This window comes from Caballeronia sp. ATUFL_F1_KS39 (assembly GCF_023630985.1).
Taxonomy (GTDB): Bacteria; Pseudomonadota; Gammaproteobacteria; order Burkholderiales; family Burkholderiaceae; genus Caballeronia; species Caballeronia zhejiangensis.
The window spans coordinates 18,567-44,491 of the sequence record NZ_JALQDZ010000005.1 but is presented as its reverse complement, the minus strand read 5'-3'; the positions used below and the strand labels follow the sequence as shown (position 1 = coordinate 44,491).

Below are 25,925 nucleotides of genomic sequence, written 5' to 3'. Positions count from 1 at the left end.
ACCGCATCGCTGCACAAAACAAGCGGTCACGCGCCGCGATGCACTACAGTGATGCACTGCGGCACGCATGTTATAAAGCTCCGCCCGACACTCATCACGCCCCGGCGCGTCTCGCCGCATCGGGCACCGACCGAATTCATCGATGAACCATCGCATCCGTCACCTGCTGCCCGTCCTGCTCACGACTTCGCTCGCCTGTCTCGGCGGCTGCACGTCCTATTACAAGAACGTCGAGACCTGCAAGGAGAAGGTGCGGGCCGACTATCCCGACGCCGCGAGCGCGCCGCTCAAAATCACCGGTTCCGGCGCGAGTTATCATGGCTCGCGGGTCGTCGTGCACGGCACGATCCAGAATCCGCCGAAGCCGCCGGCCACGAAGTCTTCATCGGTGCCCGCAGCCGCCGAATGCACGTTCAGCGAAACGTCGATGACCGGCTTCCAGTGGCTCGTCCCCGCGAAGCTCGCGCCCAAGCCGCCGGTCGCCGAATCCGACGACTGAATCCGACGGCTGAATCCGACGACCCAGCCCGAAACCGTCCGCGACGAGGAGATTCGCGCATGCTGCTCGCCCAGATCAGCGATCTGCACATCACGCCGCCGGGCACGCTCGCCTACGGCCGCGTCGATACCGCCGCGTATCTCGCCCGCGCGATCGACGTCCTCAACGCGCTCGATCCGCGCCCCGACGCCGTGCTTGTTACCGGCGATCTCGTTGATGCGGGCGGCATCGACGAATACCGGCATCTGCGCACGCTCCTCGACCGGCTCGCCATTCCGTGGCGCGTCATCGCCGGCAATCACGACGACCGCGCGAATCTGCGCGCCGTCTTCGGCGATCTCCCCGAGCTCGCGGATCACGACGGTTTCGTGCAGTACGCGTTCGACGTCGGCGAAGTCCGCGTGATCGCGCTCGACACCCTCGATCCCGGCTCCGGCGCGGGACGCCTGTGCGCCACGCGCCTTGCCTGGCTCGAAGCGCAGCTCGACGCCTCGCGCGACCGGCCGGTGCTGATCGGCATGCATCATCCGCCGATCGAATGCGGCATCGGCTTCATGGACGACATCCGCCTCGCGCCCGACGACAGCCGCGCGCTCGACGCACTCGTGCGGCGTCATCCGAACGTCGAGCGCATCGTATGCGGCCACGTGCACCGCGCGATCAGCGCGCGCTTCGGCGGCACGATCGTGTGGTGCGCCCCGTCGACGGCGCATCAGGTCGCGCTGCAATTGAAATCCGATGGTCCAGAAGCCTTCGTGATGGAGCCGCCCGCATTCGGGCTGCATCTGTGGCGCGCCGGCGTCGGCCTCGTCACGCATTGCATGAGCGTCGAACAAGGTGGCGGGCCGCAGCCTTTCTGAGCCGAGCCTTCAGGTGCGCTCGCGCGCGTAGTCGTCGAGCGCGTCGAGCACGCGATCGAACTCGAGCGATTTGTCGAAGAAGTGACGCACGCCGTATTGCAGGCAACGCTCGCGATACGTCGGCAGCGCGTGATTCGTGAGCACCGCGATGAACGCGGTTTCCGAGCGCGGCGCGCCGCCCTCCTTGAGCCAGGCGAGCACGTCGATGCCCGAGCCGCGCTTCAGTTGCAGATCGACGATGATCGCATCGAAAGTCCGCGACGACAGCAGCGCGATGGCCTCGTCGGGCGCATCGGCGAACGCGGTCACGCGCCACGGCCCGAGCGCGTCGATCGCCTCGGTCAGGCTGCGGCGGATAAGCGGCGAATCCTCGATCAGCAACGCCGCGAGCGGCGGCCGCCGCGCGCCCGGCTGCTCCATTCGGTCGTCAGTGTCGATGTGATTGCCCACGGCGGGCGTCCTCCGGCAGTGCTCTCGCGGATGTTCGAACGATGCGCCGCTATTCGATCAGGCCGTTCTTGATCGCGTAATACGTGAGGTCGGCGTTATTGGAAAGCCGCATTTTTTCGAGCACGCGCGCGCGATACGTGCTCACCGTCTTCACCGACAGATGCAGTTCCTGCGCGATTTCCGTCGGCAACTGGCCGCCCGCGAGCTTGCAGAAAATCTGAAACTCGCGTTCCGACAGCAGTTCGTGCGGGCGCTCGGCGGCGGGCTTGTCGAGCTTGTCGGCGAGCGCATCCGCGATGAACTCCGACAGATAACGATGCCCGCGTGCCACCGTGCGGATCGCGCGCACGATTTCGTCGGGCGCGGCATCCTTGTTCAGATAGCCGTTCGCGCCCGCCTTCAGCAGGTTGATTGCGTACTGGCTTTCGGGGAACCCCGAAAGCATCAGCACGCCCTGCTCCGGGCGGATCTGCTTGATGACGCGCAAGGTATCGACGCCGTTCTTGTCGGGCATCGCGATGTCGAGCAGCACGACATCGAACGCCTGCGCGCGCACGAGCGCGATGGCCTCGTCGCCGGTGGCGGCTTCCGCGCCGACTTCCATGTCGGGTTCGTCGGCGACGAACTGCCTGAACCCGCTGCGCACGATGGCGTGGTCGTCGGCTATCAAGACTCGAATCATTCGCGTGGTCCGTGCTGCCGGACGGTCTGCTACCAGTGGATCGGCCATGTCATGCGGGCGCCGGGCGCGCGACGCGTGCCCGGCGCCCTCGTCCTCATCCGTTGCGGCCTTCCAGCAGATCGGCCATGTCGTCGGCGTGCTCTTCCTCGACGGCGAGAATGTCCTCGAAGATGCGACGCGTCGTGACGTCCTTGTCGCCGAGATAGCGGATGATCTCGCGATACGTGTCGATCGCGATGCGCTCCGCGATCAGATTCTCGCGGATCATGTCGATCAGATCCTTACCTTCGCTGTACTGCGAATGCGAGCGCGACGAGAGGCCGTCGGGCGCGAAATTCGGCGCGCCGCCGAGTTGCACGATGCGCTCGGCGAGCGTGTCGGCGTGCTGCTGTTCCTCGTTCGCGTGCTCGAGAAACTCCTGTGCGACGGCTTCCGAGTGGATGCCCTTCGCCATGAAATAGTGGCGCTTGTAGCGCAGCGTGCAGACGATTTCCGTGGCGAGCGAATCGTTGAGCAGCTTCAGCACGGTCTCGCGATCGGCGCCGTAGCCGGTCGTCACCGCGCCTTCGTCCATGTGCTGCCGGGCATCGGCGCGGATCTTCTCGACATCGAGAACGAAGGCGTCGGTGGATTGGCTCGGCTCGGCGTTTACCGCAGACGATTTGGACATTTGGTTCGCTCCTCTTTGACAGGTGAGTTGACGTTGTTCGCTGGAGCAGGCTTCGGCGCCAGGGTTTCCATAGCGCCCTGCTATCCAATCCGATACTCCGATGCACACACCATGCCTGATCTGTCGAAGAAACCGCGCGACGGTGATGAAACCCGCGCGCGGCTTGATGGCTCGTGGCTTTTAGTTAAGCGGGCGTCACGTTCGGAACACGCCGAGCAGCAAAGTGACCACGAACACGACGAGAAAAATGAAGAAAAGGATCTTCGCGATTTCCGCCGCGCCGGCCGCGATGCCCGTGAAACCGAACACGGCCGCGATGAGGGCGATGACGAAGAAGACTGCAGCGTAATGAAGCATGTGACCTCCTTCCTGAGTTTTTGATTACGTTTTGTCGATACGTCCGGAACGCCGCTAATCGATCGCTTTTTTCGTGACGACGAAGCCGAGCACGAGAAACACGACGCACAGGATCAGGAACAGCACGAACAGGAACTTGGCGATGGCGGCCGCTCCGGCAGCGACGCCGGTGAACCCCAGCACGCCGGCGATCACGGCTACGATCGCGAAAAACAAGGCCCACTTCAGCATGATCGTTCCCCGTAGGAGTGGATGACGGAACTATCGTAGCCACGCGATGCGCGCCGCGCATTCGGGCAGGCTCCTTTTTTGCTGTGGGAATCCACCGACACTTGCTTTCAAATCGGCTGCTCTAAGTGAAACGCCGGACGACCCACGCCATGAGCCACGTACCGCCCACCGCGATACCGACGACGATCTTGCCCGAGGACACGCCGCCGCCCGCGCCGGAAGGCATCGCGCGCCGCGCCACGCGCTTCAACGACTGGATGCGCCGCTATAGCTGGGCGGTCGCGATGACGGTGGCGATCGTCATCACGGTCGGCGGGCTGATCATTCTGGAATCGGGGCGCATGCGGATCGCGTCGGAATACGAGACCGCGCTCGAAGCGAAAGGCGCGACCGCGCAGCTTTCGATGCTCGCCGCCGATATCGCCGCGCTCACCGCCGACGAACGCGGCTTCGCGCTACAGGCCGACGACGCGTATCAGGCGCATTTCCGCGACGCGGCCGGACGCGTGCGGCGCACGCTGGCGTGGCTCGATGCGTATTACCGGCGCATCGGTGACGACACCGCGCTCGCGAGCTTCGCGCAGATCCGCGCCGCCGCCGACGATGAAATCGCGCAAGGCACCGCGCGCATCGCCGATTCGCCCGACGCCGATGCCACGCGTGCGCTGCCGCCACCCGACGCGAGCGCCACGCTCGATGCGGCGCTGTCGCTGTTGCGCCTGAACGAAGAGCAGCGCGCGCAACACGCGCTCGACGCGAGCCGCGCCGACCAGCGCATCTCGACGCTGTGCGTGGGCGCGTTGTGCGCCCTCAACATCGTGCTATTCATCCTGCTGTTTCGTAATCTCGGCATTCAGCTCGACAAGCAGGCGCGCGTGCAGAAGGCGCTCATCACGCAGCAGGAAGAGCTCGATCAGCTCGTGTTCGCGCGCACGCGTCAGCTCGAGGCGCTCGCGTGGCACTTGCAGTCCGTCAGCGAAAACGAGAAGACGGAGCTCGCGCGCGAACTGCACGACGAACTCGGCTCGATCCTCACCGCGAGCAAGATGGATGTCGCGTGGGTGCGCGGCAAGCTGAAGGACAGCGAGCCCGCGATGGCCGAAAAACTCGCGCGCGCGCTCGGCAATCTGGATCAGGGCATCGCGTTGAAGCGCCGCATCATCGAGGACATGCGCCCGACGGTGCTCGCCAACTTCGGTCTCGTCACGGCGCTGCGCTCGCTCGCCGATGAAGCCGCGCAGCGCAACGGCTGGAACGTCGAATTCGATCTGCCGGGCGAGGACGTGAAGCTCGGCGAGGCGATCGAAATCGCGCTTTTCCGCGTCGCGCAGGAGACGCTCACGAACGCGGCGAAGTACGCGCACGCGAGCCGTATCCGCGTGGCGCTGACGGTCGATGAAGCGAACGTGTCGCTCTCGATCACCGACGACGGCATCGGCATTCGGCCGCAGGATTTGAAGCGCACGCAGACGCATGGGCTCGTCGGCATGCGGCAGCGCGTGTCGGCGCGCGGCGGACGCTTCGAGATCGAGCGCGCGACGCCGCGCGGCACGGCGATCAGCGTGTCGATGCCCCGCGAGCGCAGCGCCGATGCGCCGGTCGTCGCGGCATCCACGTAGGACGGCGCCGACACGAAATGCGGACGACGCCGACACCAGAATCGCATGCGTGCCTACATCCGCGAACGATGCGCTTTTTTATGATTGATCACACCGGTAAGACAGGACGTCAGCCAGGCGCCCGTCGACCACACACGATGCGCGAACCGTTTTTCCTGTCACGCATTTCAACTCCAAGGGGAATACACATGACTCGACTCATCGCTCTACTCCTCATCGCCGGCAGCGCGGCTCTCGCAGGCTGCAACACCGTTTCGGGAGCCGGTCAGGACATCTCGAAGGGCGGCCAGGCCATCTCGAACTCCGCGGAGCAGCACAAGTAATTCACGAGGCGCGCCGCTTCGCTGCGGCGTTCCCGCTCAGGCGTTCCATAGCGTTGACGTAGTTCTCTCTCTTCCCGCCACCTTCGCGTGGCGGGATTTTTTTTGTCTTTGGAGCCGTTCGTGTGTCGTCCAGGCCGCTCGCGGCGTCCCACGGGTCACGCGTCATTCTCTGCACAATGACGCCGATGACCCAGATCCCCTTCGCTGCGATAGAGTTCGCTCATCTCGATGCCTTCCTGAGCGATGATGCCTGGCTTCAGACATCGGGATTCACAGCGCAAACGGAGACACGAATGGCCAAAGTAAAAGTAGCCGGGTTCGGCGTTTCGCTCGATGGCTTCGCCGCGGGAACCGGTCAGAGTCTGGAACATCCGCTCGGGGTGCGGGGCCCGGAGCTCTTTCAGTGGTTTTTCCCGACGCAGACGTTTCGGCGGATGCAGGGAAAAGACGACGGCGAAACCGGTGTCGATGACGACTTCGCCCGGCGCGCGATGGACGGATTCGGCGCGTTCATCCTCGGGCGCAACATGTTCGGGCCGATTCGCGGCGAATGGCCGGATGAACAATGGAAAGGATGGTGGGGTGAGGATCCGCCCTATCATGCGCCGACTTTCGTGCTGACCCATTACCCGCGTCCGCCGATTCGGATGCAAGGCGGGACGACGTTTCACTTCGTCTCGGACGGCATCGAGGTCGCGCTGCAAAAGGCACGCGAAGCGGCCGGCGCGAAGGACATCAAGATCGGCGGCGGAGCGGCCACGGTCAAGCAATACATTCAGGCCGGCCATGTGGATGAAATCCACCTCGCTTTCGCGCCGGTGGCGCTCGGGCAAGGGGAATCGCTCTTCGACGGTCTGGATTTGCGCGCTTTGGGATATCGGACGGTCGAGCACGTTCCGACGGAGCGGGCCACGCACATCGTCCTTGCGAAGTAGCTGCGCGCGATACGAAAAGGCCCGGCCGATTCTTCCGGCCGGGCTGTGCGGTTCATGCCTTATTGCGTGTCGGGCAGTTCGAGCGCCGGCTGCTGCGTGTTGCCACCCTGCGCGACGAGCACGCGAATCTTCTCGGGCACGAGTTGCGTGGCTGCAGTTCCCGAAGGCAGCGTCGTCACGAGCCAGTCCGCGTTGTTGACGAGATCGAACGACGCCGATTTATAGACCGGCGTCTTCGAGCCCGGCAGCGTCGCGATCAGTTGATACGTGCCGCCGGAGACGTAGATCGAGTCTTGCGTCGTCGCCGGTACGGCGTTCTTGTAGGCCACGCCCGCCATCGTCGGGCTGACGGTCGAGATGTTCGTGCCCGGCGCGACGAGATAGATGTCGAGGTTCGGCGCGTTCGTCGATGCGTTGAACGCGCGCACGCGTGCGCTGCTCGATAGCAGGCCCTTGTCGAACGGATCGTCGATCACCGCGATCGACGGCACGAAGCCCGCGTCCGGCAGCGCGATCACCGTGTATTCGTGCCCTTTCGCCGCGTTCGAGATGGTCGTGTCGGTCGCGAGTTGCGTCGTCGTGTTGACGGCGGCGTAGGAAAAGTTGTGCTGGCCCGTGTCGATGTTCGCGAAGTTCGTCACCGCCTTATAGGCGAGATTCGGCTGCAGGATCTTGCTGTTGTCGTAGAAGTCGACGTTCGGGCCGCTCGGGATCGCGTGGATGAAATGGACTTGCGGCTGAGTGACGCCGATTTCCTTGCTGACGTCATCGGAGCTTCCGCCGCAAGCGGAGAGCAAAGCGGCGACGGCGGCAAGCGCGGCAGCGGTGCGGATGAGCTTCATGGTTTCACCTTCCTTTGTTTTGATTTGATTTGATCGGCCACATCGTCATCCGGGTCCGGACGATTAGGCATCCGCAGGACTTTGCGCGCTCGCTCGCCGGGCCCGATTCGGGTTTCCCTCTTGCCATTTCGATCGATCAGATTTGCCGTCGAAGTGGCGCATGCGTTGAGCAATGAGCATGCCCCGAGACGGTGCGACGATGGCGTGTATCGGCCGCTGAGGCCCGTCCGGAAAGGGTTTCGGATTCGTTAGAGGAATTGCTCGGGATGCGCGAAGACCCCGCGCGGTGCTGCATCGATCAATGCAGCGTCGCCGCGTGACGAGAAGCGGTTTTTACAAGGATGGTGCGTTCAGAGAAGCCCCCGCCGCCGCTGATCAAACCAGAACGACAGCCCAACGGAAAGCAGAATCACAACGGTCGCAATCAAGGTCCATTGCGTGACGATTTCCCCGAGCAGCAGCGCGCCCAAACCAACCGCCACCACCGGATTCACATAAAGACAACTCGTCGCGACGATCGTGCTCGTATTGCGGATCAGAAAGTTATACGCGACATAAGCGGCCATCGAACCGATCACAACGAGATACAAAAACGAGAACCCCGCGCCGACGCCGACGCTCGTCAACCGCTCGCCCGATGCGAACGCGATCGCCGTCGCGATCAATCCGCCCAAACCGATCTGCAGCGCCGTCGACATCAGCAGATCGGAAGGCTGCGGCAGGCGCGTCGCCAGATGCGCGCCGCCCGCCCAGAAGATCGCTGCGCACAGAATCGCCAGCGTGCCGACCGTCGAACTCGGCGAGGGATCGCCGTGATTCAGCAGCACGATCCCGAGCAGACCCAGCGCCACCGCGAACCACTCGCCTTTCGCGACGCCGCGTCCGCTGAGCGCGGTGAAGATCGTCGCGAAAAGCGGCACCGTCGCGACCATCACGGCGGCCGTGCCGGTCCCCACGGTCCGCATGCCGTAAGCCATCATCCCGCTCGACAGACCTTCCAGCAACGTGCCGACGATCGCCGCGTTGCGCACTTCCCGCGCGCTGGGCCACACCGACTTGCGATGCACCGCGATCAAGAATAGCCCGATGCCCGCGAACAGATTGCGCAGCCCGCCGAGCATCAACGGCGGAAAAGATTCGAGCGCGAGATGGATGCCGAGATACGTCGATCCCCAAACGAGATAGACGACCGTCAGCGCAAGCGCGACCTGCCCCTTGAAAGAGCGCGGCGCGCGAAACGGAAAACGGTCAGGGAAGCTGAACGGCAGGCGCGGCGGAGGCAGAGCGGACATGCATCACTCCGCGGCGACGGCTGCGCGCCGGAGAAAAACGGGCAAAACCAGACAGAACGACATGGCGTAAAGCAAAGGGGAATGGCGCGAGGAAGGACCGCGCGACCTTCGGGAAAACCCGGAAATCCGCGGCGCCCGACATTATGCAGTAAGCGCTCGCATCCATCGGCTCATTTTCGGGATGGTTGCCAAGACGCCACGCCGCGGTGTAACGTGTCGGCTGCTAACGCGGGGGTCCTGCGTTGCACATCGCGGTTTCGTGCGGTTTCATCGGCGAAGCGCTTCGTGTGGCGTGGGTGAGAAATACCCTTTGAACCTGATCTGGATAATGCCAGCGCAGGGAAGCGTTCGGGTTCCATAGGCCGCAGTCCACGCCACTTCAACCGAACCCGTACCTTTCCATCTCGTTCCTCCCTGTTTAGCTCCTGAGTCACCACGAGCTACGACATCGCTCGTGCTGAAAAAAATCGTCCCTTAGGAGATCAAGCACATGAATGCCAACCCGAAGTTCCTCTCGGAAAACGCCGTCGTCGATGCCGCCGCCATCGCGCCGCTGCCGAACTCGCGCAAGGTCTATGTCGAAGGTTCGACGCCCGACATCCGCGTGCCGATGCGCGAGATCACGCAATCCGACACGCCCGACGGCTTCGGCGGCGAGAAGAATCCGCCCGTCTACGTGTACGACACGTCGGGCCCGTACACCGACCCCGACGCGCAGATCGACATTCGCAGCGGTCTGCCCGCGCTGCGCGGCGCGTGGATCGAAAAGCGCGGCGACACCGAGGAACTGAGCGGCCTGTCGAGCGAGTTCGGCCGCGAGCGCGCCGCCGATCCGAAAACGGCCGAACTGCGCTTTCCGGGTTTGCACCGTCATCCGCGCCGCGCGCTCGCCGGCAAGAACGTCTCGCAGATGCACTACGCGCGGCAAGGCATCATCACGCCGGAGATGGAGTACATCGCGATTCGCGAGAACCAGCGTCGCGCGGAGTATCTCGAAAGCCTGCGCACGAGCGGCCCCAACGGCGAAAAGCTCGCGAAGATGATGGGCCGCCAGCACGCCGGACAAGCCTTCGGCGCGGCGGCGTTCGGCAAGGACGCGGCGAAGGAAATCACGCCTGAATTCGTGCGCGAGGAAGTGGCGCGCGGCCGCGCGATCATCCCCGCGAACATCAATCACCCGGAAAGCGAGCCGATGATTATCGGCCGCAACTTCCTCGTGAAGATCAACGCGAACATCGGCAATTCGGCGGTCACGTCGTCGATCGGCGAGGAAGTCGACAAGATGACGTGGGCGATTCGCTGGGGCGGCGACACGGTCATGGATCTGTCGACCGGCAAGCACATCCACGAAACGCGCGAGTGGATCATCCGCAATTCGCCGGTGCCGATCGGCACGGTGCCGATCTATCAGGCGCTCGAAAAGGTGAACGGCAAGGCCGAAGACCTGACGTGGGAAATCTTCCGCGACACGCTCATCGAGCAGGCGGAGCAAGGCGTCGATTACTTCACCATTCACGCCGGCGTGCGCCTGCAATACGTGCCGCTGACCGCGAACCGCATGACGGGCATCGTGTCGCGCGGCGGCTCGATCATGGCGAAGTGGTGCCTCGCGCATCACAAGGAAAGCTTCATTTACGAGCACTTCGAAGACATCTGCGAAATCATGAAGCAATACGATGTCTCGTTCTCCCTCGGCGACGGCCTGCGCCCCGGCTCGATCTACGACGCCAATGACGAAGCCCAGCTCGGCGAACTGAAGACGCTCGGCGAACTGACGCAGATCGCGTGGAAGCACGACGTGCAGGTGATGATCGAAGGCCCCGGCCACGTTCCGATGCAGCTCATCAAGGAAAACATGGACCTGCAACTGGAATGGTGCGACGAAGCGCCCTTCTACACGCTCGGGCCGCTGACGACCGACATCGCGCCGGGTTACGACCACATCACGTCGGGCATCGGCGCTGCGATGATCGGCTGGTTCGGCACCGCGATGCTCTGCTACGTCACGCCCAAGGAACACCTGGGGCTGCCGAACAAGGACGACGTGAAGGAAGGCATCATCACGTACAAGCTCGCGGCGCACGCGGCCGATCTCGCGAAGGGTCATCCGGGCGCGCAGGTGCGGGACAACGCGCTGTCGAAGGCACGCTTCGAATTCCGCTGGGAAGACCAGTTCAATCTCGGTCTCGATCCGGACAAGGCGCGCGAATTCCACGACGAAACGCTGCCGAAGGATTCCGCGAAGGTCGCGCATTTCTGCTCGATGTGCGGCCCGCACTTCTGCTCGATGAAGATCACGCAGGACGTGCGCGATTTCGCGGCGAAGCAAGGTGTCAGCGAAAGCGAGGCGCTCGCCAAGGGCATGGAGACGAAGGCGATCGAGTTCGTGAAAAAGGGCGCGGAAATCTATCAGCCGACCTGAAGCTTCTGACTCGCTGACAACGGCCTGTCGCACAGCGCGTGCGGCAGGCCGTTTTTTATGTGTGCGCCGGGCGCAAAGCCTTGTCGGGCCTGAATGAGCGGTTCATCCGACGATTCGGGCATCTTTTCTGCTGGTTGAGTGCGTGAACCGGCGCAAATGCGGCCGAGCCGCAGCCGATTCATCTCATCTTCGAATTGGAGAGTCGACATGAAAATCATCAAACAGATCGGCGCCGCTGCAATGATCGTCGGGTTTCTGGGAGGACTGACCGCTTGCGGCGACATGACCACGCGTCAACGGGATACGGCTATCGGCGCCGGCGTCGGTGCGGCGGGCGGCGCGGTGATCGGCGGCAGCGCGCTTTCGACGCTCGGCGGCGCGGCGGTCGGCGGGATTATCGGCAATCAGGTCGGGAAGTAGCGCGAACATCGTCTGAACGACGCAACGGACGCGTTTCGCCGCCATCAACGACGCGCTGTTTCATTTCTGTTACATAAAGGCGCGCCGCAATGCTTTTTCACATCACGCGGCGCGCCTCCCGGTTGTCGTTCGACTAAGCTGCTTCTTAAGGGGCCAATTTCATTCGATCCCACGTCCCGCAAGCCGTAACGCAAGGAGCAGTGCCATGATTTCCGCCCGCAGCATGTCCGGACCCGGGACGGCCGCCGCAGCGCTCGCCGCCGGGCTTCTTCTCGGCGGATGTTATTACCCTTACGGTTATCCGGCTTATCCAGCTTATCCGCCCGCGCCTTTCGTCGGCGCGACCTACACGCAGCGGGAATTTGCGTTGCCCGCGTCCGGCACGGCGGCCACGCCGACGTCATCCGCGACCTTGCCGCCACAGTACGAATACGCCGTCGGCTCGTCGTACTCCGACTACTACCGGACGTATCCCTATCCGTATTACCCGCCGTATGCGGCTTACCCGTACTACGGCTATCCGGCGTACTACGGCTACGGCTACGGTTATCCGGCGGTTTCGTTCAGCTTCGGCTACTGGGGCGGCAGCGGATGCTGCTGGGGACATGGCTATCGCGGCGGGTACCACGGTGGCGGATGGCACGGCGGCGGCGGGTGGCATGGGGGCGGCGGCTGGCACGGCGGCGGCGGCAGTTGGCATGGCGGCGGAGGCGGCGGCCGCGGACACTGATCGCCGCGCCGCGATACGCTAGGTGAGACAAAAAGCCGTTTGTCGCCTTGCCGCGTAACACTGCTGCAACATTTTCCTTTCGACACGGGCTCGCGCGCACGACGCGCTTCATCGTGCGCCGGCGCACTTTCCTTATCCGACAAGGCTTCGCCACTATTCGCCAGATGATTGGCACGGTTTTGGCTACATAGCTTCCCCGCATCGAGTCGCAACGGCGATAACCGTTGTTCCGCGCACGTTTCCGTATCGGGGGATCGGACATGATGGCCTTCGTGTTTTTCCTGCTGTGGATTTTCGCCTCGCTCGGCCTTCTGACCGTGTGGGTCTTCCGCCAGACGCCATCGGCCGGTCGCGACGAGAGCGCACCGAGCGCCGTCGCCGAGGGCTGATCGCGCTCGTCCGTGCTTCTCCGTCCGCATCGATGACGCGCCCGCAAGCGGCGCGTCCCTTCACGTCCATTCACCTCTGCGCGCCACGCCGTGGCCGGAATGGACGGGCATTCACGCCTTGACGCATGCCCTTCGCGCCCTATTCTTAGTGTGCGCGTTATGCGGTTGCTTAAGCCGGCGACCGGACATCGAACTCCACGCGCATCGCGGCTTCGCGTTGGCGCCGCTTCGGTTCATGACAGAACGAAGGAGACCCGATGTTCCACCAGCTACTCACCCCGATCGCCAATTCCCTGTTCGCATCCTTCATCGTCGCCGCGCTGCCGATCATCCTCGTGCTCGTGCTGCTCGGCTGGGCGCGCCGTCCCGCGTGGCAGGCGTCGCTCGCGGGGCTGGTCCTTGCGCTCGTCATCGCCATCGCGGGCTGGCATTTTCCGGTCGGGCTCGCGCTCGATTCGGTCGCGGCCGGCGCCGTGTTCGCGCTGTGGCCGGTCATGTGGATCGTCTTCGCCGCGATCCTGCTCTACAACGTCGCCCAACGCTCGGGGCGCTTCGAAGCGTTTCGCGTGTGGATGGTCGATAACCTGCCGAACGACCGGCGCATCGTGCTCGTCGTGATCGGCTTCTCGTTCGGCGCGCTGCTCGAAGGGATTTCGGGCTTCGGCACGCCGATCGCAATCACGAGTTCGCTCTTGATCCTGCTCGGCTTCCCGACGCTCGAAGCGCTGACCTTCACGTTGATCTTCAACACGGCGCCGGTCGCGTTCGGCGCGCTCGGCGTGCCGATCACCGTGCTCGGCGCAGTGACGCACCTGCCCACCGATGCGCTCGCCAAAATGGTCGGTCGCCAGTTGCCGTTCTTCGCGCTCTTTCTGCCCTTCTATGTGATCGGTATCTACGCGGGCTTTCGCAACATGATGCGTATCTGGCCCGTGCTGCTCGTCTCGGGCGGCGTGTTCGCATTGACGCAGTTCGTGACGTCGAACTACATCAGCTATGCGCTCACCGACGTGCTTTCGTCGCTCGTCTCGCTGATCGTGACGATCGCGTTCCTGCGCGTGTGGAAGCCGGTCGCGGACGAGCGCTTCGCGGTGAACGTCGAGCGCGCCGGCGCGACGCGTTCGGCGATTCCGGGCGGCCAGGGCTGGGTGCCGTGGATCGTGGTCTCGGTGGTCGTGATCGTGTGGACGGTGCTCAAGATCTTCATGATCGGCGACGTGAAAATCGCGTGGCCGGGCCTCGACAAGGCGGTCTACATTACGCTCTACAGGCAGCCTTACGGCGCGATCTGGGACTTCCAGCCACTCGCGACGGGCACGGCGATCCTGGTCGCGTCGATCATCACCGCGTTGATGGTGAAGCTGCCCGCGCGCGAATACGTCGCGGCGATCGGCGATACGTGGGTGCAGACGCGCATCGCCATCCTGACGGTCGCGACGATCGTCGGCCTCGCGTATCTGATGAACTACTCGGGCATGAACTACACGCTCGGTCTGGGCGTGGCGTCGGTCGGGCCGTTCTTCCCGCTCGTGTCCGCGTTCCTCGGGTGGGTCGCGGTGTTCCTCTCCGGCAGCGACACGTCGGGCAACGCGCTCTTCGGCAATCTGCAGGTCGTCGCGGCGAACCAGCTCAACCTCAATCCGGTGCTGATGGCGGCGACCAATTCGTCGGGCGGCGTGATGGGCAAGATGATCTCGCCGCAAAACATCTCGACCGGCGTCGCGACCACCGAGCTCAAAGGCAAGGAAGGCCTCGTGTTCGCGCGCACGTTCAAGCATTCGATCTTGCTGACGATCCTGCTCGGCGTGCTCGTGTGGCTGCAGCAAAACGTGCTGACGTGGATGATCCCGCCGCATTGAGCTTTCGCGCTTCTCCTGTTTCTCCCGCTTCTTGCGCTTTCGTCCGGCGGACCATTTCTGAGACGAACGCGGTGCTAACATGCGCGGACTTTCGATGAGCCTTGCGAAGTCCGCCCGCCATGTCACCCGCCAATCTGCTGCAACTGATCGTCCTCGCCGCCCTGTGGGGCGCGTCGTTTCTCTTCATCCGCGTGGGCGTCGCCGAGTTCGGCGTCGCGCCGCTGATGGCCGTGCGCGTGGGCATCGGCGCCGTGTTCCTCATCGCGATGCTGCTTTCGCGGCGGCCGCTCGCCCAAACCGCCGCGACGCTGAAGAAACGCTGGCTTCAGTTGCTCGCCGTCGGCATTCTCAACTCGGCCGCGCCGTTTTGTCTCTTCGCGTATGCCGAATTGACGCTTTCGGCCGGGGCCACGTCCGTCATCAACGCGACGACGCCGCTGTTCGGCGCGCTCGTCGCTTTCCTGTGGCTCAAGGATCGCCTGACGACCGCGCGCACGATCGGCATGGCGATCGGCTTCGCGGGCGTGCTCGTGCTGGTGTGGAACCAGATCGCGCCGGAGCACGCCGGGCAAGCCGCCGCGCTGCCGGTGCAAGGCATGCTCGCGGCGGCGGCGGCGCTGGCGGCGTCGGCGCTTTACGGCGTCGCGGGCAACTTCGCGAAAAAGTATCTGATGGACGTCGACGCGATGACCAACGCGGCCGGCAGCATGATCGGCGCAACGCTCACGCTCGCACCGATCGCGCTCTTTACCTGGCCCGCCGCGCCGGTTTCCGCGCACGCATGGGGCGCGGTGCTCGCGCTCGGCATCGGCTGCACGGGGATCGCGTATTTCATCTACTTCCATCTGGTCGCGGTCGCGGGCCCGGCGCGCGCGATGACCGTCACGTTCGTGATTCCGCTGTTCGGCATTCTGTGGGGCGCGCTCTTTCTCGGCGAGCACGTCTCGCTCGTCATGATGGCGGGCTGCGCGATCGTGCTCGCGGGCACCGCGCTCGCGACGGGCGTGGTGAAACGCGTGCCGTTCGTCGGACGGCGAAAATTCGCGCGCTGACTATACTGCTTTCGGGAAAAGCGGCGGTGTGCGGGCGGCATCGTCCGCAAGGGTGAAATTGTTTGGATGCCGTTGCACGCCGTGCGGCGCCGCGTCATCCTTCGCGCTTTTGCCGGGAGCCGTCATGCACGATCTGTTCGCCAAGCTCAAACATGAAATGATGAAAATGGTCCCGCCGACCGTTTTCTTTTTCATCCTCCTGCATGCCGTCGCCATCGTGCGCGCGTTGATGGTAATGGGCACCGGCATTTCGCTGACCTCGTCGATGTCGGTGCTCGTCGCTTCGCTGATTCTCGGCAAGTCCGTGCTGATCGCCAACATGCTGCCGTTCATCAACCGCTATCCGGACCGTCCGCTGGTCTGGAACGCCGCCTGGAAAACGCTGATCTACACGGCCATCGCTGGCATCCTGCACTATCTCGAGCGGCTGCTGGACTTCTGGAAGGAGACCCACGGCCTTGCTGCCGCGAATCAGGCGCTCATCGCGCATATCAACTGGCCGCAGTTCTGGGCCGTCCAGATCCTTCTCGTGCTGATGATCGGCAACTACTGTGCGTTCGCCGAACTGGGCCGCGTGATCGGACGCGACGTGCTCAAGTCGTGGTTCTTCGGGCCGCGCGTCGACATGCCGCCGAAGTGGCAAAGCTGAGTCATTCGCCGCGCACCGGCCCGCGCCCCGCCTTGATCGCGCCGCGTTTCACCTTGCCTTCGACGCGCCGCAACTGCGATGCGCGCGTCGGCTTCGTCGCGATTCGCTTGCGGCGCGTGATTGACACGCTGCGGATGAGTTCGTCGAGACGCGCGAGCGCCGCCGCGCGATTCATGTCCTGCGTGCGATGCTCCTGCGCCTTGATGACGATCACGCCCTCGCGCGTGACGCGGCTGTCGGAAAGCGCGAGCAGACGCGCCTTGATGTGCTCCGGCAACGAAGACCCGCGGATGTCGAAGCGCAGATGGATCGCGCTCGACACCTTGTTGACGTTCTGACCGCCCGCGCCTTGCGCGCGCACGGCCGTCAGCTCGATTTCGTTGGGCGGCACGGCGAGGCTGTCGGTGATGGTCATCGGTCGAATTCCCTGGATAGGCGCCGCATTCTCGCGGCCAGCCCGGAGTCGCGGCGCGTCGGCTCCCGGACGGCTTGCGCGAAGATCGCCGCCGAGCCGATCACTTCGACTCTGCGCTTCGCCCGCGTGATCGCCGTGTACACCAGCTCGCGCGACAACACGCGCACGAACGCGCCGGGCAACACGAGCGCCGCGTGCTCGAACTCCGAGCCTTGCGACTTGTGCACGGTGAGCGCGAACGCGGTGTCGTGCGGCGGCAGCGCAGCGGGCGACACGTAGCGCAGCGCGCCATCGGCCAGGCGGAACGCGACGCGCAACAGGCCGTCGGCGCCCGGCAGCGCGATGCCGATATCGCCGTTGAAAAGCCCGAGCGCGTAGTCGTTGCGCGTGACGATCACCGGCCGTCCGGCGAACCACTGTGCACCGAGTGCAAGCGCAATGCCCGCTTGCTCGCGCACTTCCGCCGCGATGCGCGCGTTCACTTCGTCGACGCCGCGCGGCCCCTTGCGCGTCGCGCACAGCACGCGGAAGCGATTCAGCGCATCGAAGAGTCGGGCGTGATCCGCTTGCTCGCCGTCGAGCACGGCCGAGAGCGCGTCCGCGTACGGCGCGAAGCCTTTCGCGAGACGCGCGAGGGTGCGCTCGGACAGCGTCGCGTCGCCATCGTCGAAGAGCACGGCCGCGCGCTCGCCCGATGGATCGAGCGCATCGAGCGCGGCCCGTTCGTCGCCATTGCGGATTGCGATCGACAGACGCCCGATGTCCGAATCGAGCCCGAAGCGATAGTTCTTCTGCAGCCACACGACGCAATCGGTGAGCGCGGGCTCGGCCTTCGCGTCGAAGAGATCGCCGTAGCCCTCGGAATCGTCGATGGGCGCGGCGTTCGGCAATGCGGCTTCGAGGCGCTTCGCATCGACCGAAAGCGCCGCCGCGATGCGCGCCACGCCCGCATGGCTGAACGACGGCTCCGCGCTCAGTTCCGCGAACACCGCGCCCGCTTCCACCGCCGACAGTTGATCCTTGTCGCCGAGCATCACGAGACGGCTCGCCGGCGCGACGGCTTCGAGCAGATGGGCGGCGAGCGCGACGTCGATCATCGAGGCTTCGTCGACGACGATCACGTCATACGGCAACGGATTGTCGCGATGATGCCGGAAGCGCCCGTCCGACTGCACGCCGAGCAATCGCTGCAACGTGAACGACGTGCGCGGCAGGCGTTCGGCGAGTTCGGGCGGCAGCTTGTCCGCGCGTTCGATGAGCGCCTCCTGCATGCGCTGCGCCGCCTTGCCGGTCGGCGCGGCGAGCGCGATGCGCAAGTCCGGATCGGCGTCGAGCAGACACGCGAGCACGCCGACGACGGTCGTCGTCTTGCCGGTGCCCGGCCCGCCGCTCACGATCGTCAGCCGTCCCGCCAGCGCGACGAACGCCGCGACCCGCTGCCAGTCGATGTCGTCATCCGCGCGCGGGCCGAAATAGCGCGCGATGCGTTCGGCCTGTCGCGCGATGTCCTCTCGCGAAGCGGTCATGCGCGTATCGCGCGAACGTTCGACGAGCGAGCACGCGAGCCTGCGCTCGTAGTCGAAGTAGCGCGCGAGATAAAGCCGCCCGTCCTCGTCGATGACGAGCGGCAGCAGGTCGGCCGCGTCCGCGCGCGCGCCGCCGCGCACGAGGCACGCGACACCGCTTGCAAGCAGCGCGTCGCGCGCCTCGTCGAAACGCGCGTCGTGACGGCGCGCGAGCGCGGCGAGCGGCAGGCACACATGGCCTTGCGCGGTCGCGCGGCTCATCGCGAGCGCGGCGCGTTCGGCCCACAGCACGCTGCGTTCGTCTGCGTTCAGGCGCGCCGCGAGCGCGCTCATGCGCCGCGCGAAACCTTCGGCGAGCGCCGCGCTTTCATCGGCGGGTGCGGGCACGGGGCGCGTCGCCTGCATTGCATCGAGCGTGCTCATGCCGCGCCTCCCGACATCAAACGATCGAGCGCCTCGACCAGTTCCAGCGACGGCCGTCCGCGATGCACGCCGCACGCTTCTTCACCGTCGCGCCAGTCCGGGCGCACGCCGCGCACGAACAGATACAGATAGCCGCCGACATGCGTGTCGTACGCATAGCCCGCGAGCCGCGCGCGCAAATATCGATGCAGCGCGACCACGTAAATGAGCGCCTGAAGGTGATACGCGTGCTCCGCCATTGCCGTGGCGAGCGGCGCGGCGGCGTAGTCGGAAGCGGTGTCGCCCAGATGATTCGACTTCCAGTCGATGATCCAGAAACGGCCTTCGTGCTCGACGATCATGTCGATGAAACCCTTGATGAATCCGCGCAACGCGCCCGCCTCCAGCGCGACGTCGGGAAAACCGTGCGCCGCGAGCAGACGCCGCAACGCGCTGAAATCGAGCGAATCCGCCGGGAACAGGAACTCCAGTTCGTTCATGCGGCGCGTCGTCGGGATGGTCGCGAGCCGCATGCCGGGCGCGATTTCGCTCCTCACGGTGTCGCCGATGAGACGCAGCATCATCGGACGCAGACGCGGCGCGAGCGCTTCCGGCGCGGGCGTCGGATGCTCGTGCAGCGCGCGCTCGACGGCGGCCGGCCAGCTCGACTCATCGGTGAAATCCGCCAGCTCGAACATGCGATGCAGGCATTCGCCCGCCGCCGCGCCGCGCGGAAACGCGAGAATGTCGTCGGGATCGAGCGGCGATTCGTCACTTGAAGCGGCGTCCGTGCGCGCGGTGTCATCGAGCGCGGCGAGTTCGTCGTGATCCGGACGCGCTTCCACCGGCTGCGCCTGATTCGCCTCGTCGCGCGCGCCCGCCGCGATCAGCGAACTGAAGCTCGCCATGCGCCAGCGATCGCGCAGGATGCGCCGGTTCGTGCGCGCGGCGATGTCGTGTTCGTGGGACGCGTCGGCTTCGAGCGGCTCGCGCGTGTCGATCACCGGCAGCGGCGCGACGCCGATCGCGCCCTGCGACCGCGCCGCAACCGCATGCCACGCCGCGACGATTTCCGCTTCCTCGGGCGGCGCATCGCAGAACGCATCGAAGTCTTTTCCGCCACCCGCGACGAGCCAGTTGAGGACGCTTCGGCGCGACTCCTTCGTCGACCGGCTCGACAGATAAGAACCCGCGACGACATAGCAGCGGAACACCGCGCGCGTCAGCGCGACATACACGAGACGCGCGCTCTCGGCCGCCTGCTCGCGCGCAATGGCCGCACTCGCGAGATCGTCTTCGTCGCCTTCCATGCCGTAATGCAGCACCGCCACGCCCGCGTCGTCGTGATACTCGCGCGCATCGGGCAAACCGGATTTCGACGCCTCGCGCGACGCGCCGTCGTTCAGGAACGGACAGAACACGACCCCATACTCAAGCCCTTTCGACTTGTGCACGGTCACGATCTGCACGAGATTGCGGTCCGATTCGAGACGCAGTTGCGCTTCCTCGCCGCCGCCCTGCTGCTCGCGTTGCGCCGCGAGCCAGCGCAGCGTCGGCGCGATGCCGGGCTGTTCGGCCGAGCGCGCCTGCAGCAGCTCCGCCAGATGATTCACGTTCGTGAGCCGGCGCTCGCCGTCGGGCCGTGCGACGAGAGGCGTCGCGATCGACAGCTCGCGAGCGAGCGTGCGCCACATCACCGCGAAGCCGCGCTCGTGCCAGATCGTGCGATAGCGCGAGAAGCGCTCGACCCAGCTCGTCGAATCGATCGACTCGCCGTGCGGATCGGCGGCGTCCGCGTGTTCGAGCCGCCAGAGCGCGGCGGCGTCGAGCCCGAACCAGTCGGTAGCGAGCGCGGCGCGCAGGCGGCGCAGATCGCCCGGCGTGTCGATGGCGGCGAGCACGCGCTCGATCTGCTCGGCATCGAGCGAGCCGAACACGGACGCCTGCGCGAGCTCCACGCTGCCGATGCCCCATGCCGCGAGCACGCGCTTCACGAGACTGCCCTGCCGATGCGTCCGCACGAGCACGGCGATATCGCCCGCCGACAGCGGCGCTTTCCCGATGGTCACTTCGCCGCGCTGCGCACCGCGCAACAGCCGCGCGATCTCGGCGGCGCAGGCCTCTGCGGCATCGCGCTGCGCATTCGCTTTCACAAGCACCGATTCGCCGTGCGGCAGCATCCACACGCAGAAATCCGCGATGTCCGAATACGCGGCGGCAGGCGTGTTGTCGACGAACGGTCCGCGCTGGCGCGTGCCCGCGCGCACCGGCTGATAGTCGAGCCCATCTAGGATGAACGCCGACGGATTCGCCTCGAACAAACGGTTGCACGCCTCGATGATCGGCGGCGTCGAGCGCTGGTTGACCGCGAGCGTGTAGCGCGCGCTCGCGCCGTCGCGCGCGGCGAGATACGTGTGCAGGTCGGCGGCGCGGAAGCTGTAGATCGCCTGCTTCGGGTCGCCGACGAGAAAGAGCGGCCCGTGCGGCGCGAATACGCGATCGAAGATCGCGAACTGCAGCGGGTCCGTGTCCTGAAATTCGTCGATGAGCGCGGCTGGATAACGCGCGCGCAACGCCTCGGCGAGCCACGCGTGCTTCACGAGCGCGTGATGCAGGTTCGACAGCAGATCGTCGAACGACACGACGCGGCGCGCGCGCTTGCGCGCGGCGAGTTCCGAAGGCGCGTGATCGAGCCATTCACGCACGATGTCGAGCCACATCGCGCGCTGCGATGCCTCGGCGGCGGCGGCGGACGCGGCGAGCGCATCGGCCTGATCGAAGAAGGCGTGCGCGGGGGGCGTGTTCTTGACCTTGGTGCCCTTGGCGAGCGCGGTCGCCGTGAGCTTGAGCGCCCGCTCGGGCGGCGGCGCGTGGCAATCGCCTTCCGCGAAGTAGGCGCTCCATGCCTCGATGGCCTCGCCGACGATCTTCGTGCTGTAGCTGTTCGCTTTCAGCGCATCCTTCGCGTCGGAGAGCAGCTTCACGATGCCGTCGCGCTCGGCGTGCCACAACGCGCAGGCTTGGTCGAAGAGCGCCTGCATGTCGGCGGTTTGCGCGGCGCCGAAGTCACCGAAACGCAGCGCCGCGAGCGGCTTCTTCAGCCGCCGCGCGAGCTGCGCATCGAGCGATGCCGGACCCGCGCCCTTCGCGACGAGCCACGACGCGAACGACGGCACGCGCGCCGCCACCGGCTCGACGCGCTCGCGCCAGAAGTCGGCGGCGAGTTCGAAGCGCAACGCGCTGTCGTCGGCTTCCATCTCGAACGCGAACGGCATCGCCGCGGCGAACGGCGCTTCCTGCAGCGCGCGCTGGCAGAACGCGTGAATCGTGTGGATCGCGGCCTGATCGAAGGTCGACACCGCGATGCGCAGGCGCTTCGCGGCTTCGTCTGCGTCGATGCCGGCGAGCGTCGTGTCGAACAGTTGCTCGATGAACGGATCGCCCGCCGCATCGCCGTTTTCGATCGCATGCGCAACGCCCGCGAGCCGCGAGCGGATGCGCTCGTGCAGCTCGGCGGTCGCCGCCTTCGTGAACGTGACGACGAGAATCTGCTCGACGGACAGGCGCTTTTCGAGCAGCAGCCGCACGTAGAGCGCGCAGATGTTCCAGGTCTTGCCGGTGCCGGCGGAAGCCTCGATCTGATTGACGCCGTCGAGCGCGCAAGAGAAGACGTCGAGTTCCTGCACGCCGATGTTGTCCAGAGATGAAGTCAGGTTGGTCATGCGCCGCTCCGCAGATGTTGCACGAGCGGTTCGAACACGATGCGCGCGAGCGCGGCGAAGGCGTCGTCGAGTGCGAGGTCCGCGCCGCGAAAGGCGATGCGAAACACCGGATCGTCGGATTCGGCGTGCGTGCGCTCGGATTCCCACGCGGCCTGCGCTTTCGAATCGCCCTCCTTCACCTTGAGCCACGCGCTCTTCGGAAAGAAGCGCAGCGGCATGCGGCGTCCCGCGCGATAGAGCGACGCGAGCGCGGCGAGATGCGCGAGCGGATCGGCGACGGGCATCAGTTCGAAATCCGCCGATTGTGCGCCGCGCCCATGCCAGATCGTGCGGCGCGGTCCGTCGGGCAGCGCCGCGCAGTACGCGAGATGCGCGAGCCACGCGGACAGATAATCGCGTGCGCGCGGCGCGTCGTAGCGATAGATCACCTGGCCTTGCGGCGTCAGCGCGTTCAACGTGCCGACGAGCGCCATCGGACGGACGTCGACGAGCGAATCGTCGTGCGCGCCGAATAGCGCGATGCCCGCGGTGTCGGGCCAGCGTGGCCTCACGTCCAGCGAGAACGGCAGACGTTCGACGCCCGCCGACGTCGATGCCCGCACGCGCTCCGCCAGTTGCCCGAGCGCGTGCAGTTCGCGCGCCTGCCACACGCCGCCCGTCGCGCCACCCGGCATTTCGGGACTCGCGCGCGCGACGCGTCTTGCGAGTTCCCGCGCGGCGCGCTCGCCATCGTCGGCGGCGTCGAGCAGCGCCGGCAGCACGCGCGCGGCGAGCGCATCGCGGCCCGCGAAGCCGAGCTCGAACGGCTCGGTGTCGTCGAGTTCGGACTCGGCATCGACGAGCGCAATGCCCAGGCGGTCGCGCAACAGCGAGCGCGCCGGATGCCGCCAGAAGCGCACGAAGTCGTCGAACGCGACGGTCTGCGCGTCGTCTTCCGGCGGCAACGGCGCGCTGAAGAATCGCGCGACGGGCTGCGACTTGCCCGACTCCAAAGCGCGAGCGAGTTCGGCGCGCTCGGGTTCGTAAGTGAAGAGCCTGCCATCGTCGCGAAAATACTCGGGCGCATACGGCTGCAGCGGATGCTCGAACACGAAGCGCGCGCGCGCGTTCGCGAGTTCGTCCGGCGCCGCGTGCTTGCCCGCGACGGACTGCGCGAGGTAGTCGAGCAGTTCGTCGATGAGCGCGGCGGGCGGCAGCACGGCGTTGTCGCGGATGCTGCGGCCCGTGTACGCGATCATCAGCCGGTCGCGCGCCGCGAGCGTGAGATCGAGAAACAGATTGCGCTCGTCGTCGCGGCGCTGACGGTCGCCGAGCTTGCCGAAGCGGGCCATCAGATCGAACTCGTCGGCGCGCGCGAGGCTCGGCAGCATGCCGTCGTCCATGCCGAGCAGACACACGACGCGATACGGCAGCCCGCGCAAGCTCGTCAGCGACGAGAACGTGACGCCGCCCCAGGGCACGCCGCCGCGCGCTGGATCGTCGAGCGTATCGGTGAGCGCGGTGCGGATCACGGCGGCCGATACTTCGGTCTCGCCCGCGCCCTCGTCCATTGCGGCGATCAGCGAATCGATCGCGCGGCGCACGTCGCCGACGGCGTCGGCGAACGCGACGCCCGCATCGAAAAAACGCTCCAGCGCGTCGAGCAGCAGATCGCCCCAGGCGCGCGCGGTGCGCGCTCTCGCGATGCGTTCGGCGAACGCGTCGATGTCGTCGACGAAGCGCGTGAGACGGCCGAGCAATTCGGCCTCCGACCCGTTCGCCCCTTCGATCGGCAGCCAATCCGCGACCGGCGCGCCGCCGCCCGGCAGCGCATAGCCGAGATAGAGCCGCGTGAGCGCATCGGCGAATGTGTGACGCGCGGCGGGCACGTCGTCCGCCGTCACGTCGTCGGGACGCAGGCCGCGCCGCGCGCCCGCCGCCGCGAGCCACGCCTGCGCCGTTTCGAGCGCGGCGGCGTCGATGCCGTAGCGCGCCGCGATCGCATCCACGCGCAGCCATTCGACGAGCTCGGGCGCGCCGACGCTGCGTTCCGTGAGCGCGAGCCAGTCGATGAGCGCGCGCGCGACGGGATTCGCCTGCGACGGCGGCAGGCCGGTAATCCGATACGGAATGCGCCGGCGCTCGTTGCTCGCGCCCGCGGGCGCGGTGCCGAAGATGCCGTCGATGAGCGGCCCGGCGACTGCGAGATCCGGAAACGCGACGAGCACGTCCGAAGGCTCCAGCCCTTCGATATCGTCGAACCAGTCGAGCAAGCGATCGTGCAGCACTTCGAGCTGGCGCGACAGGCTGTGACAAACATGCACTTCGATGCCGTTCTCGACGATGTCCTCGGGCTGCGGCTCGGCGCTGTCTTCATCGAGCGCGAGGATGCCGTTTTGCAGACGCGCGAGCCACGTAGGCGCGGGATTGTTCTCGTACAGTTGCCGCTCGCTCGACGCCGCGCTCTCGGTCAATTCGTGCAGCATGTGCAGTTGCGCCTGCGTCTGCCGGCCCCACTCCGCGAGCAGCGGATGACCGACTTCCTGATAGTCCGCCTCGCCCTTCAATTCGAGTTGCTCGACGCGCGCCTCGCTCACGATGTCGAACCAGAACTCGCGGCAAGGATTCGGTGCATAGACGCGCACGTCGATCCAGCGCGACAGCTCGCGCAAGAGCGCGATGTGCAGCGGCGGCATCGTCGGCAAGGCGAACACGCTGATGCGGCTCGGCCATTGCGCGCGCATCACCGTATCGAGATCGAAGCCGGGGGAACCGGCGAGGAAGCGGTATGCGGGCGGCGTCGGGTCTTTCTCGTCGCCGTTCGCATCGCGGGACAGGTCTTCGAGCAGTGCGCGCCAGAGCGCTCGTTGCCAGCGCTCGTCCTCGCGCTGGATGTCGTTCGCGCCAGAAAGACGCGGGCCGCGCGCGTCGATTTCGGCATTGCTTCCCGTGAGAATCGAGCCACCCGCCTGCCAATGCGTGAGCCACTCGGGCCGATACGTCAGATAGTGATCGAAGACTGTCGCGATGCGCCGCGCGAGTTCGTAGCGCATGGAATCGTCGGCGGCGTTCAGATACGTCGATAGCCGCGCCGAATCGCCGAACGATGGATCTTCGAAGAGCCGATAGCAACGCCACGCGAGCCGGTCCGGCGAAAACGGCGAATGCGCGGGCACCGGCAGCACGCGCCCGATCTGCGCCCACAGCCATTGCGCGAGATAACAGAAGTCGACGTTCGCGCAGATGCCGAAGCGCTCCGCCATATCGAGTTCGAGCCGGCGCCGCAACGCCGCGCTCGGCACGATGACGGACTCGCGCGCGAAGGGATCGCCCTCGCGCATCGCAAACGCGTCGAGGTCTTCGAAGAGCGCTGCGGCGAGCGTCTCGTGACGATTCGAATAGAAGAGTTCGAGCATGGAAAGCGGCTTGCTATGCGGTCTGTGAAAGCTTCACCGGCGCGCGATTTGAAAAGCTTTGTCAGCTAATGCGCCAGCATAACAAAGCGGACGTGCCGCCGAGAACCTGGCCGAATGGCCGAGGGTCGAAGCCCGGGTGAGTTGGGTTAGACTCGATTCTCGCTTCGTCTCCATGACGTCAACG

23 protein-coding genes and 1 riboswitch are annotated in these 25,925 nt (G+C 65.7%); of the genes, 12 read left to right on the top strand and 11 right to left on the bottom strand.

Features of this window, described 5'->3' with window-relative positions; all coding sequences use genetic code 11:
- The first annotated feature begins 142 nt into the window (after positions 1-142).
- Positions 143-499 (top strand): hypothetical protein, encoded by a 357-nt coding sequence (locus NCR93_RS04935; RefSeq protein WP_008350549.1) that lies wholly within the window; start codon positions 143-145, stop codon positions 497-499.
- Between the two features lie 59 nt (positions 500-558).
- The gene (locus tag NCR93_RS04930; protein WP_250532179.1) at positions 559-1,359 is read left to right on the top strand and encodes a phosphodiesterase; all 801 of its coding nucleotides are present in this window, start codon (positions 559-561) and stop codon (positions 1,357-1,359) included.
- Positions 1,360-1,368: 9 nt separating this feature from the next.
- Here the strand turns inward: NCR93_RS04930 and NCR93_RS04925 are convergent, their stop codons facing one another.
- The 5 genes from NCR93_RS04925 to NCR93_RS04905 all read right to left on the bottom strand — a co-directional run bounded on the left by NCR93_RS04925 (position 1,369) and on the right by NCR93_RS04905 (position 3,749).
- Positions 1,369-1,809 (bottom strand): response regulator, encoded by a 441-nt coding sequence (locus tag NCR93_RS04925; RefSeq protein ID WP_239295414.1) that lies wholly within the window; start codon positions 1,807-1,809, stop codon positions 1,369-1,371.
- A 49-nt stretch (positions 1,810-1,858) separates the two neighbouring features.
- Positions 1,859-2,491 (bottom strand): response regulator, encoded by a 633-nt coding sequence (locus NCR93_RS04920; protein ID WP_008350556.1) that lies wholly within the window; start codon positions 2,489-2,491, stop codon positions 1,859-1,861.
- A 94-nt stretch (positions 2,492-2,585) separates the two neighbouring features.
- Entirely contained in the window at positions 2,586-3,161 is a 576-nt protein-coding gene (locus NCR93_RS04915; protein WP_008350558.1) for a ferritin-like domain-containing protein, read from the bottom strand.
- Between the two features lie 195 nt (positions 3,162-3,356).
- Positions 3,357-3,518 (bottom strand): DUF1328 family protein, encoded by a 162-nt coding sequence (locus NCR93_RS04910; RefSeq protein ID WP_008350559.1) that lies wholly within the window; start codon positions 3,516-3,518, stop codon positions 3,357-3,359.
- Between the two features lie 54 nt (positions 3,519-3,572).
- On the bottom strand, positions 3,573-3,749 hold the full coding sequence (locus NCR93_RS04905; protein ID WP_008350561.1) for a DUF1328 domain-containing protein: 177 nt from the start codon (positions 3,747-3,749) through the stop codon (positions 3,573-3,575).
- Between the two features lie 149 nt (positions 3,750-3,898).
- On the opposite strand from NCR93_RS04905, the gene NCR93_RS04900 reads away from it, so the two are divergent.
- The 3 genes from NCR93_RS04900 to NCR93_RS04890 all read left to right on the top strand — a co-directional run bounded on the left by NCR93_RS04900 (position 3,899) and on the right by NCR93_RS04890 (position 6,626).
- Positions 3,899-5,368 carry a sensor histidine kinase gene (locus NCR93_RS04900; protein WP_008350563.1) on the top strand — a complete coding sequence of 490 codons (1,470 nt, stop codon included), beginning with the start codon at positions 3,899-3,901 and terminating at the stop codon, positions 5,366-5,368.
- A gap of 188 nt (positions 5,369-5,556) precedes the next feature.
- Positions 5,557-5,691, top strand: coding sequence for an entericidin A/B family lipoprotein (locus NCR93_RS04895; protein ID WP_008350566.1), 135 nt, complete (start codon positions 5,557-5,559; stop codon positions 5,689-5,691).
- Positions 5,692-5,984: 293 nt separating this feature from the next.
- On the top strand, positions 5,985-6,626 hold the full coding sequence (locus tag NCR93_RS04890) for a dihydrofolate reductase family protein (RefSeq protein ID WP_175980118.1): 642 nt from the start codon (positions 5,985-5,987) through the stop codon (positions 6,624-6,626).
- A 59-nt stretch (positions 6,627-6,685) separates the two neighbouring features.
- Here the strand turns inward: NCR93_RS04890 and NCR93_RS04885 are convergent, their stop codons facing one another.
- The gene (locus NCR93_RS04885) at positions 6,686-7,468 is read right to left on the bottom strand and encodes a DUF4397 domain-containing protein (RefSeq protein ID WP_175979902.1); all 783 of its coding nucleotides are present in this window, start codon (positions 7,466-7,468) and stop codon (positions 6,686-6,688) included.
- A 350-nt stretch (positions 7,469-7,818) separates the two neighbouring features.
- Positions 7,819-8,760, bottom strand: a complete 942-nt coding sequence (locus NCR93_RS04880; RefSeq protein WP_175979901.1) for an EamA family transporter — start codon at positions 8,758-8,760, stop codon at positions 7,819-7,821.
- 220 nt (positions 8,761-8,980) lie between these two features.
- A riboswitch (TPP riboswitch) is annotated at positions 8,981-9,121 on the top strand.
- Positions 9,122-9,250: 129 nt separating this feature from the next.
- Here NCR93_RS04880 and thiC point away from each other — a divergent pair.
- The 7 genes from thiC (at position 9,251) to NCR93_RS04850 (ending at position 16,281) form a co-directional block, all read left to right on the top strand.
- Positions 9,251-11,182 (top strand): phosphomethylpyrimidine synthase ThiC, encoded by a 1,932-nt coding sequence (gene thiC, locus NCR93_RS04875; RefSeq protein WP_175979900.1) that lies wholly within the window; start codon positions 9,251-9,253, stop codon positions 11,180-11,182.
- A 240-nt stretch (positions 11,183-11,422) separates the two neighbouring features.
- Positions 11,423-11,602 (top strand): YMGG-like glycine zipper-containing protein, encoded by a 180-nt coding sequence (locus tag NCR93_RS04870; protein ID WP_372492622.1) that lies wholly within the window; start codon positions 11,423-11,425, stop codon positions 11,600-11,602.
- Positions 11,603-11,807: 205 nt separating this feature from the next.
- Positions 11,808-12,332: a hypothetical protein gene (locus tag NCR93_RS04865; RefSeq protein ID WP_175979899.1), complete on the top strand. Its 525-nt coding sequence runs from the start codon at positions 11,808-11,810 to the stop codon at positions 12,330-12,332.
- Between the two features lie 260 nt (positions 12,333-12,592).
- Complete coding sequence (locus tag NCR93_RS31900; protein ID WP_268811669.1) at positions 12,593-12,721, top strand: hypothetical protein; 129 nt, start codon at positions 12,593-12,595, stop codon at positions 12,719-12,721.
- Positions 12,722-12,978: 257 nt separating this feature from the next.
- Positions 12,979-14,580 carry an L-lactate permease gene (locus NCR93_RS04860; RefSeq protein ID WP_175979898.1) on the top strand — a complete coding sequence of 534 codons (1,602 nt, stop codon included), beginning with the start codon at positions 12,979-12,981 and terminating at the stop codon, positions 14,578-14,580.
- A 119-nt stretch (positions 14,581-14,699) separates the two neighbouring features.
- Positions 14,700-15,632 carry a DMT family transporter gene (locus tag NCR93_RS04855; RefSeq protein ID WP_175979897.1) on the top strand — a complete coding sequence of 311 codons (933 nt, stop codon included), beginning with the start codon at positions 14,700-14,702 and terminating at the stop codon, positions 15,630-15,632.
- 124 nt (positions 15,633-15,756) lie between these two features.
- Positions 15,757-16,281 (top strand): hypothetical protein, encoded by a 525-nt coding sequence (locus NCR93_RS04850; protein ID WP_008350584.1) that lies wholly within the window; start codon positions 15,757-15,759, stop codon positions 16,279-16,281.
- A 1-nt stretch (position 16,282) separates the two neighbouring features.
- Here NCR93_RS04850 and arfB read toward each other — a convergent pair whose 3' ends face one another.
- Genes arfB through recC form a run of 4 tightly spaced genes read right to left on the bottom strand, consistent with a single transcriptional unit; the run spans position 16,283 to position 25,741 of the window.
- A complete protein-coding gene (arfB, locus tag NCR93_RS04845) occupies positions 16,283-16,696 on the bottom strand; it encodes an alternative ribosome rescue aminoacyl-tRNA hydrolase ArfB (RefSeq protein ID WP_034474228.1) in 414 nt (137 codons plus the stop codon).
- A complete protein-coding gene (gene recD / locus NCR93_RS04840; protein ID WP_175979896.1) occupies positions 16,693-18,645 on the bottom strand; it encodes an exodeoxyribonuclease V subunit alpha in 1,953 nt (650 codons plus the stop codon). Before recD ends, arfB begins: the two co-directional genes overlap by 4 nt.
- Complete coding sequence (gene recB, locus NCR93_RS04835) at positions 18,642-22,346, bottom strand: exodeoxyribonuclease V subunit beta (RefSeq protein ID WP_175979895.1); 3,705 nt, start codon at positions 22,344-22,346, stop codon at positions 18,642-18,644. The genes recD and recB overlap by 4 nt, the downstream gene beginning before the upstream one ends.
- Positions 22,343-25,741 (bottom strand): exodeoxyribonuclease V subunit gamma, encoded by a 3,399-nt coding sequence (recC, locus tag NCR93_RS04830; RefSeq protein ID WP_175979894.1) that lies wholly within the window; start codon positions 25,739-25,741, stop codon positions 22,343-22,345. The genes recB and recC overlap by 4 nt, the downstream gene beginning before the upstream one ends.
- Between the last annotated feature and the right edge of the window lie 184 nt (positions 25,742-25,925).

Coding starts and splice junctions, on each gene's coding strand:
- NCR93_RS04850 (WP_008350584.1), top strand. CDS start 15,757: ATGCACGATCTGTTCGCCAAGCTCAAACATGAAATGATGAAAATGGTC.
- NCR93_RS31900 (WP_268811669.1), top strand. CDS start 12,593: ATGATGGCCTTCGTGTTTTTCCTGCTGTGGATTTTCGCCTCGCTCGGC.
- NCR93_RS04935 (WP_008350549.1), top strand. CDS start 143: ATGAACCATCGCATCCGTCACCTGCTGCCCGTCCTGCTCACGACTTCG.
- NCR93_RS04915 (WP_008350558.1), bottom strand. CDS start 3,161: ATGTCCAAATCGTCTGCGGTAAACGCCGAGCCGAGCCAATCCACCGAC.
- NCR93_RS04905 (WP_008350561.1), bottom strand. CDS start 3,749: ATGCTGAAGTGGGCCTTGTTTTTCGCGATCGTAGCCGTGATCGCCGGC.
- NCR93_RS04930 (WP_250532179.1), top strand. CDS start 559: ATGCTGCTCGCCCAGATCAGCGATCTGCACATCACGCCGCCGGGCACG.
- NCR93_RS04880 (WP_175979901.1), bottom strand. CDS start 8,760: ATGTCCGCTCTGCCTCCGCCGCGCCTGCCGTTCAGCTTCCCTGACCGT.
- NCR93_RS04900 (WP_008350563.1), top strand. CDS start 3,899: ATGAGCCACGTACCGCCCACCGCGATACCGACGACGATCTTGCCCGAG.
- NCR93_RS04890 (WP_175980118.1), top strand. CDS start 5,985: ATGGCCAAAGTAAAAGTAGCCGGGTTCGGCGTTTCGCTCGATGGCTTC.
- NCR93_RS04885 (WP_175979902.1), bottom strand. CDS start 7,468: ATGAAGCTCATCCGCACCGCTGCCGCGCTTGCCGCCGTCGCCGCTTTG.
- NCR93_RS04895 (WP_008350566.1), top strand. CDS start 5,557: ATGACTCGACTCATCGCTCTACTCCTCATCGCCGGCAGCGCGGCTCTC.
- NCR93_RS04910 (WP_008350559.1), bottom strand. CDS start 3,518: ATGCTTCATTACGCTGCAGTCTTCTTCGTCATCGCCCTCATCGCGGCC.
- NCR93_RS04920 (WP_008350556.1), bottom strand. CDS start 2,491: ATGATTCGAGTCTTGATAGCCGACGACCACGCCATCGTGCGCAGCGGG.
- thiC (WP_175979900.1), top strand. CDS start 9,251: ATGAATGCCAACCCGAAGTTCCTCTCGGAAAACGCCGTCGTCGATGCC.
- NCR93_RS04860 (WP_175979898.1), top strand. CDS start 12,979: ATGTTCCACCAGCTACTCACCCCGATCGCCAATTCCCTGTTCGCATCC.
- recD (WP_175979896.1), bottom strand. CDS start 18,645: ATGAGCACGCTCGATGCAATGCAGGCGACGCGCCCCGTGCCCGCACCC.
- arfB (WP_034474228.1), bottom strand. CDS start 16,696: ATGACCATCACCGACAGCCTCGCCGTGCCGCCCAACGAAATCGAGCTG.
- NCR93_RS04855 (WP_175979897.1), top strand. CDS start 14,700: ATGTCACCCGCCAATCTGCTGCAACTGATCGTCCTCGCCGCCCTGTGG.
- recB (WP_175979895.1), bottom strand. CDS start 22,346: ATGACCAACCTGACTTCATCTCTGGACAACATCGGCGTGCAGGAACTC.
- NCR93_RS04870 (WP_372492622.1), top strand. CDS start 11,423: ATGATCGTCGGGTTTCTGGGAGGACTGACCGCTTGCGGCGACATGACC.
- recC (WP_175979894.1), bottom strand. CDS start 25,741: ATGCTCGAACTCTTCTATTCGAATCGTCACGAGACGCTCGCCGCAGCG.
- NCR93_RS04865 (WP_175979899.1), top strand. CDS start 11,808: ATGATTTCCGCCCGCAGCATGTCCGGACCCGGGACGGCCGCCGCAGCG.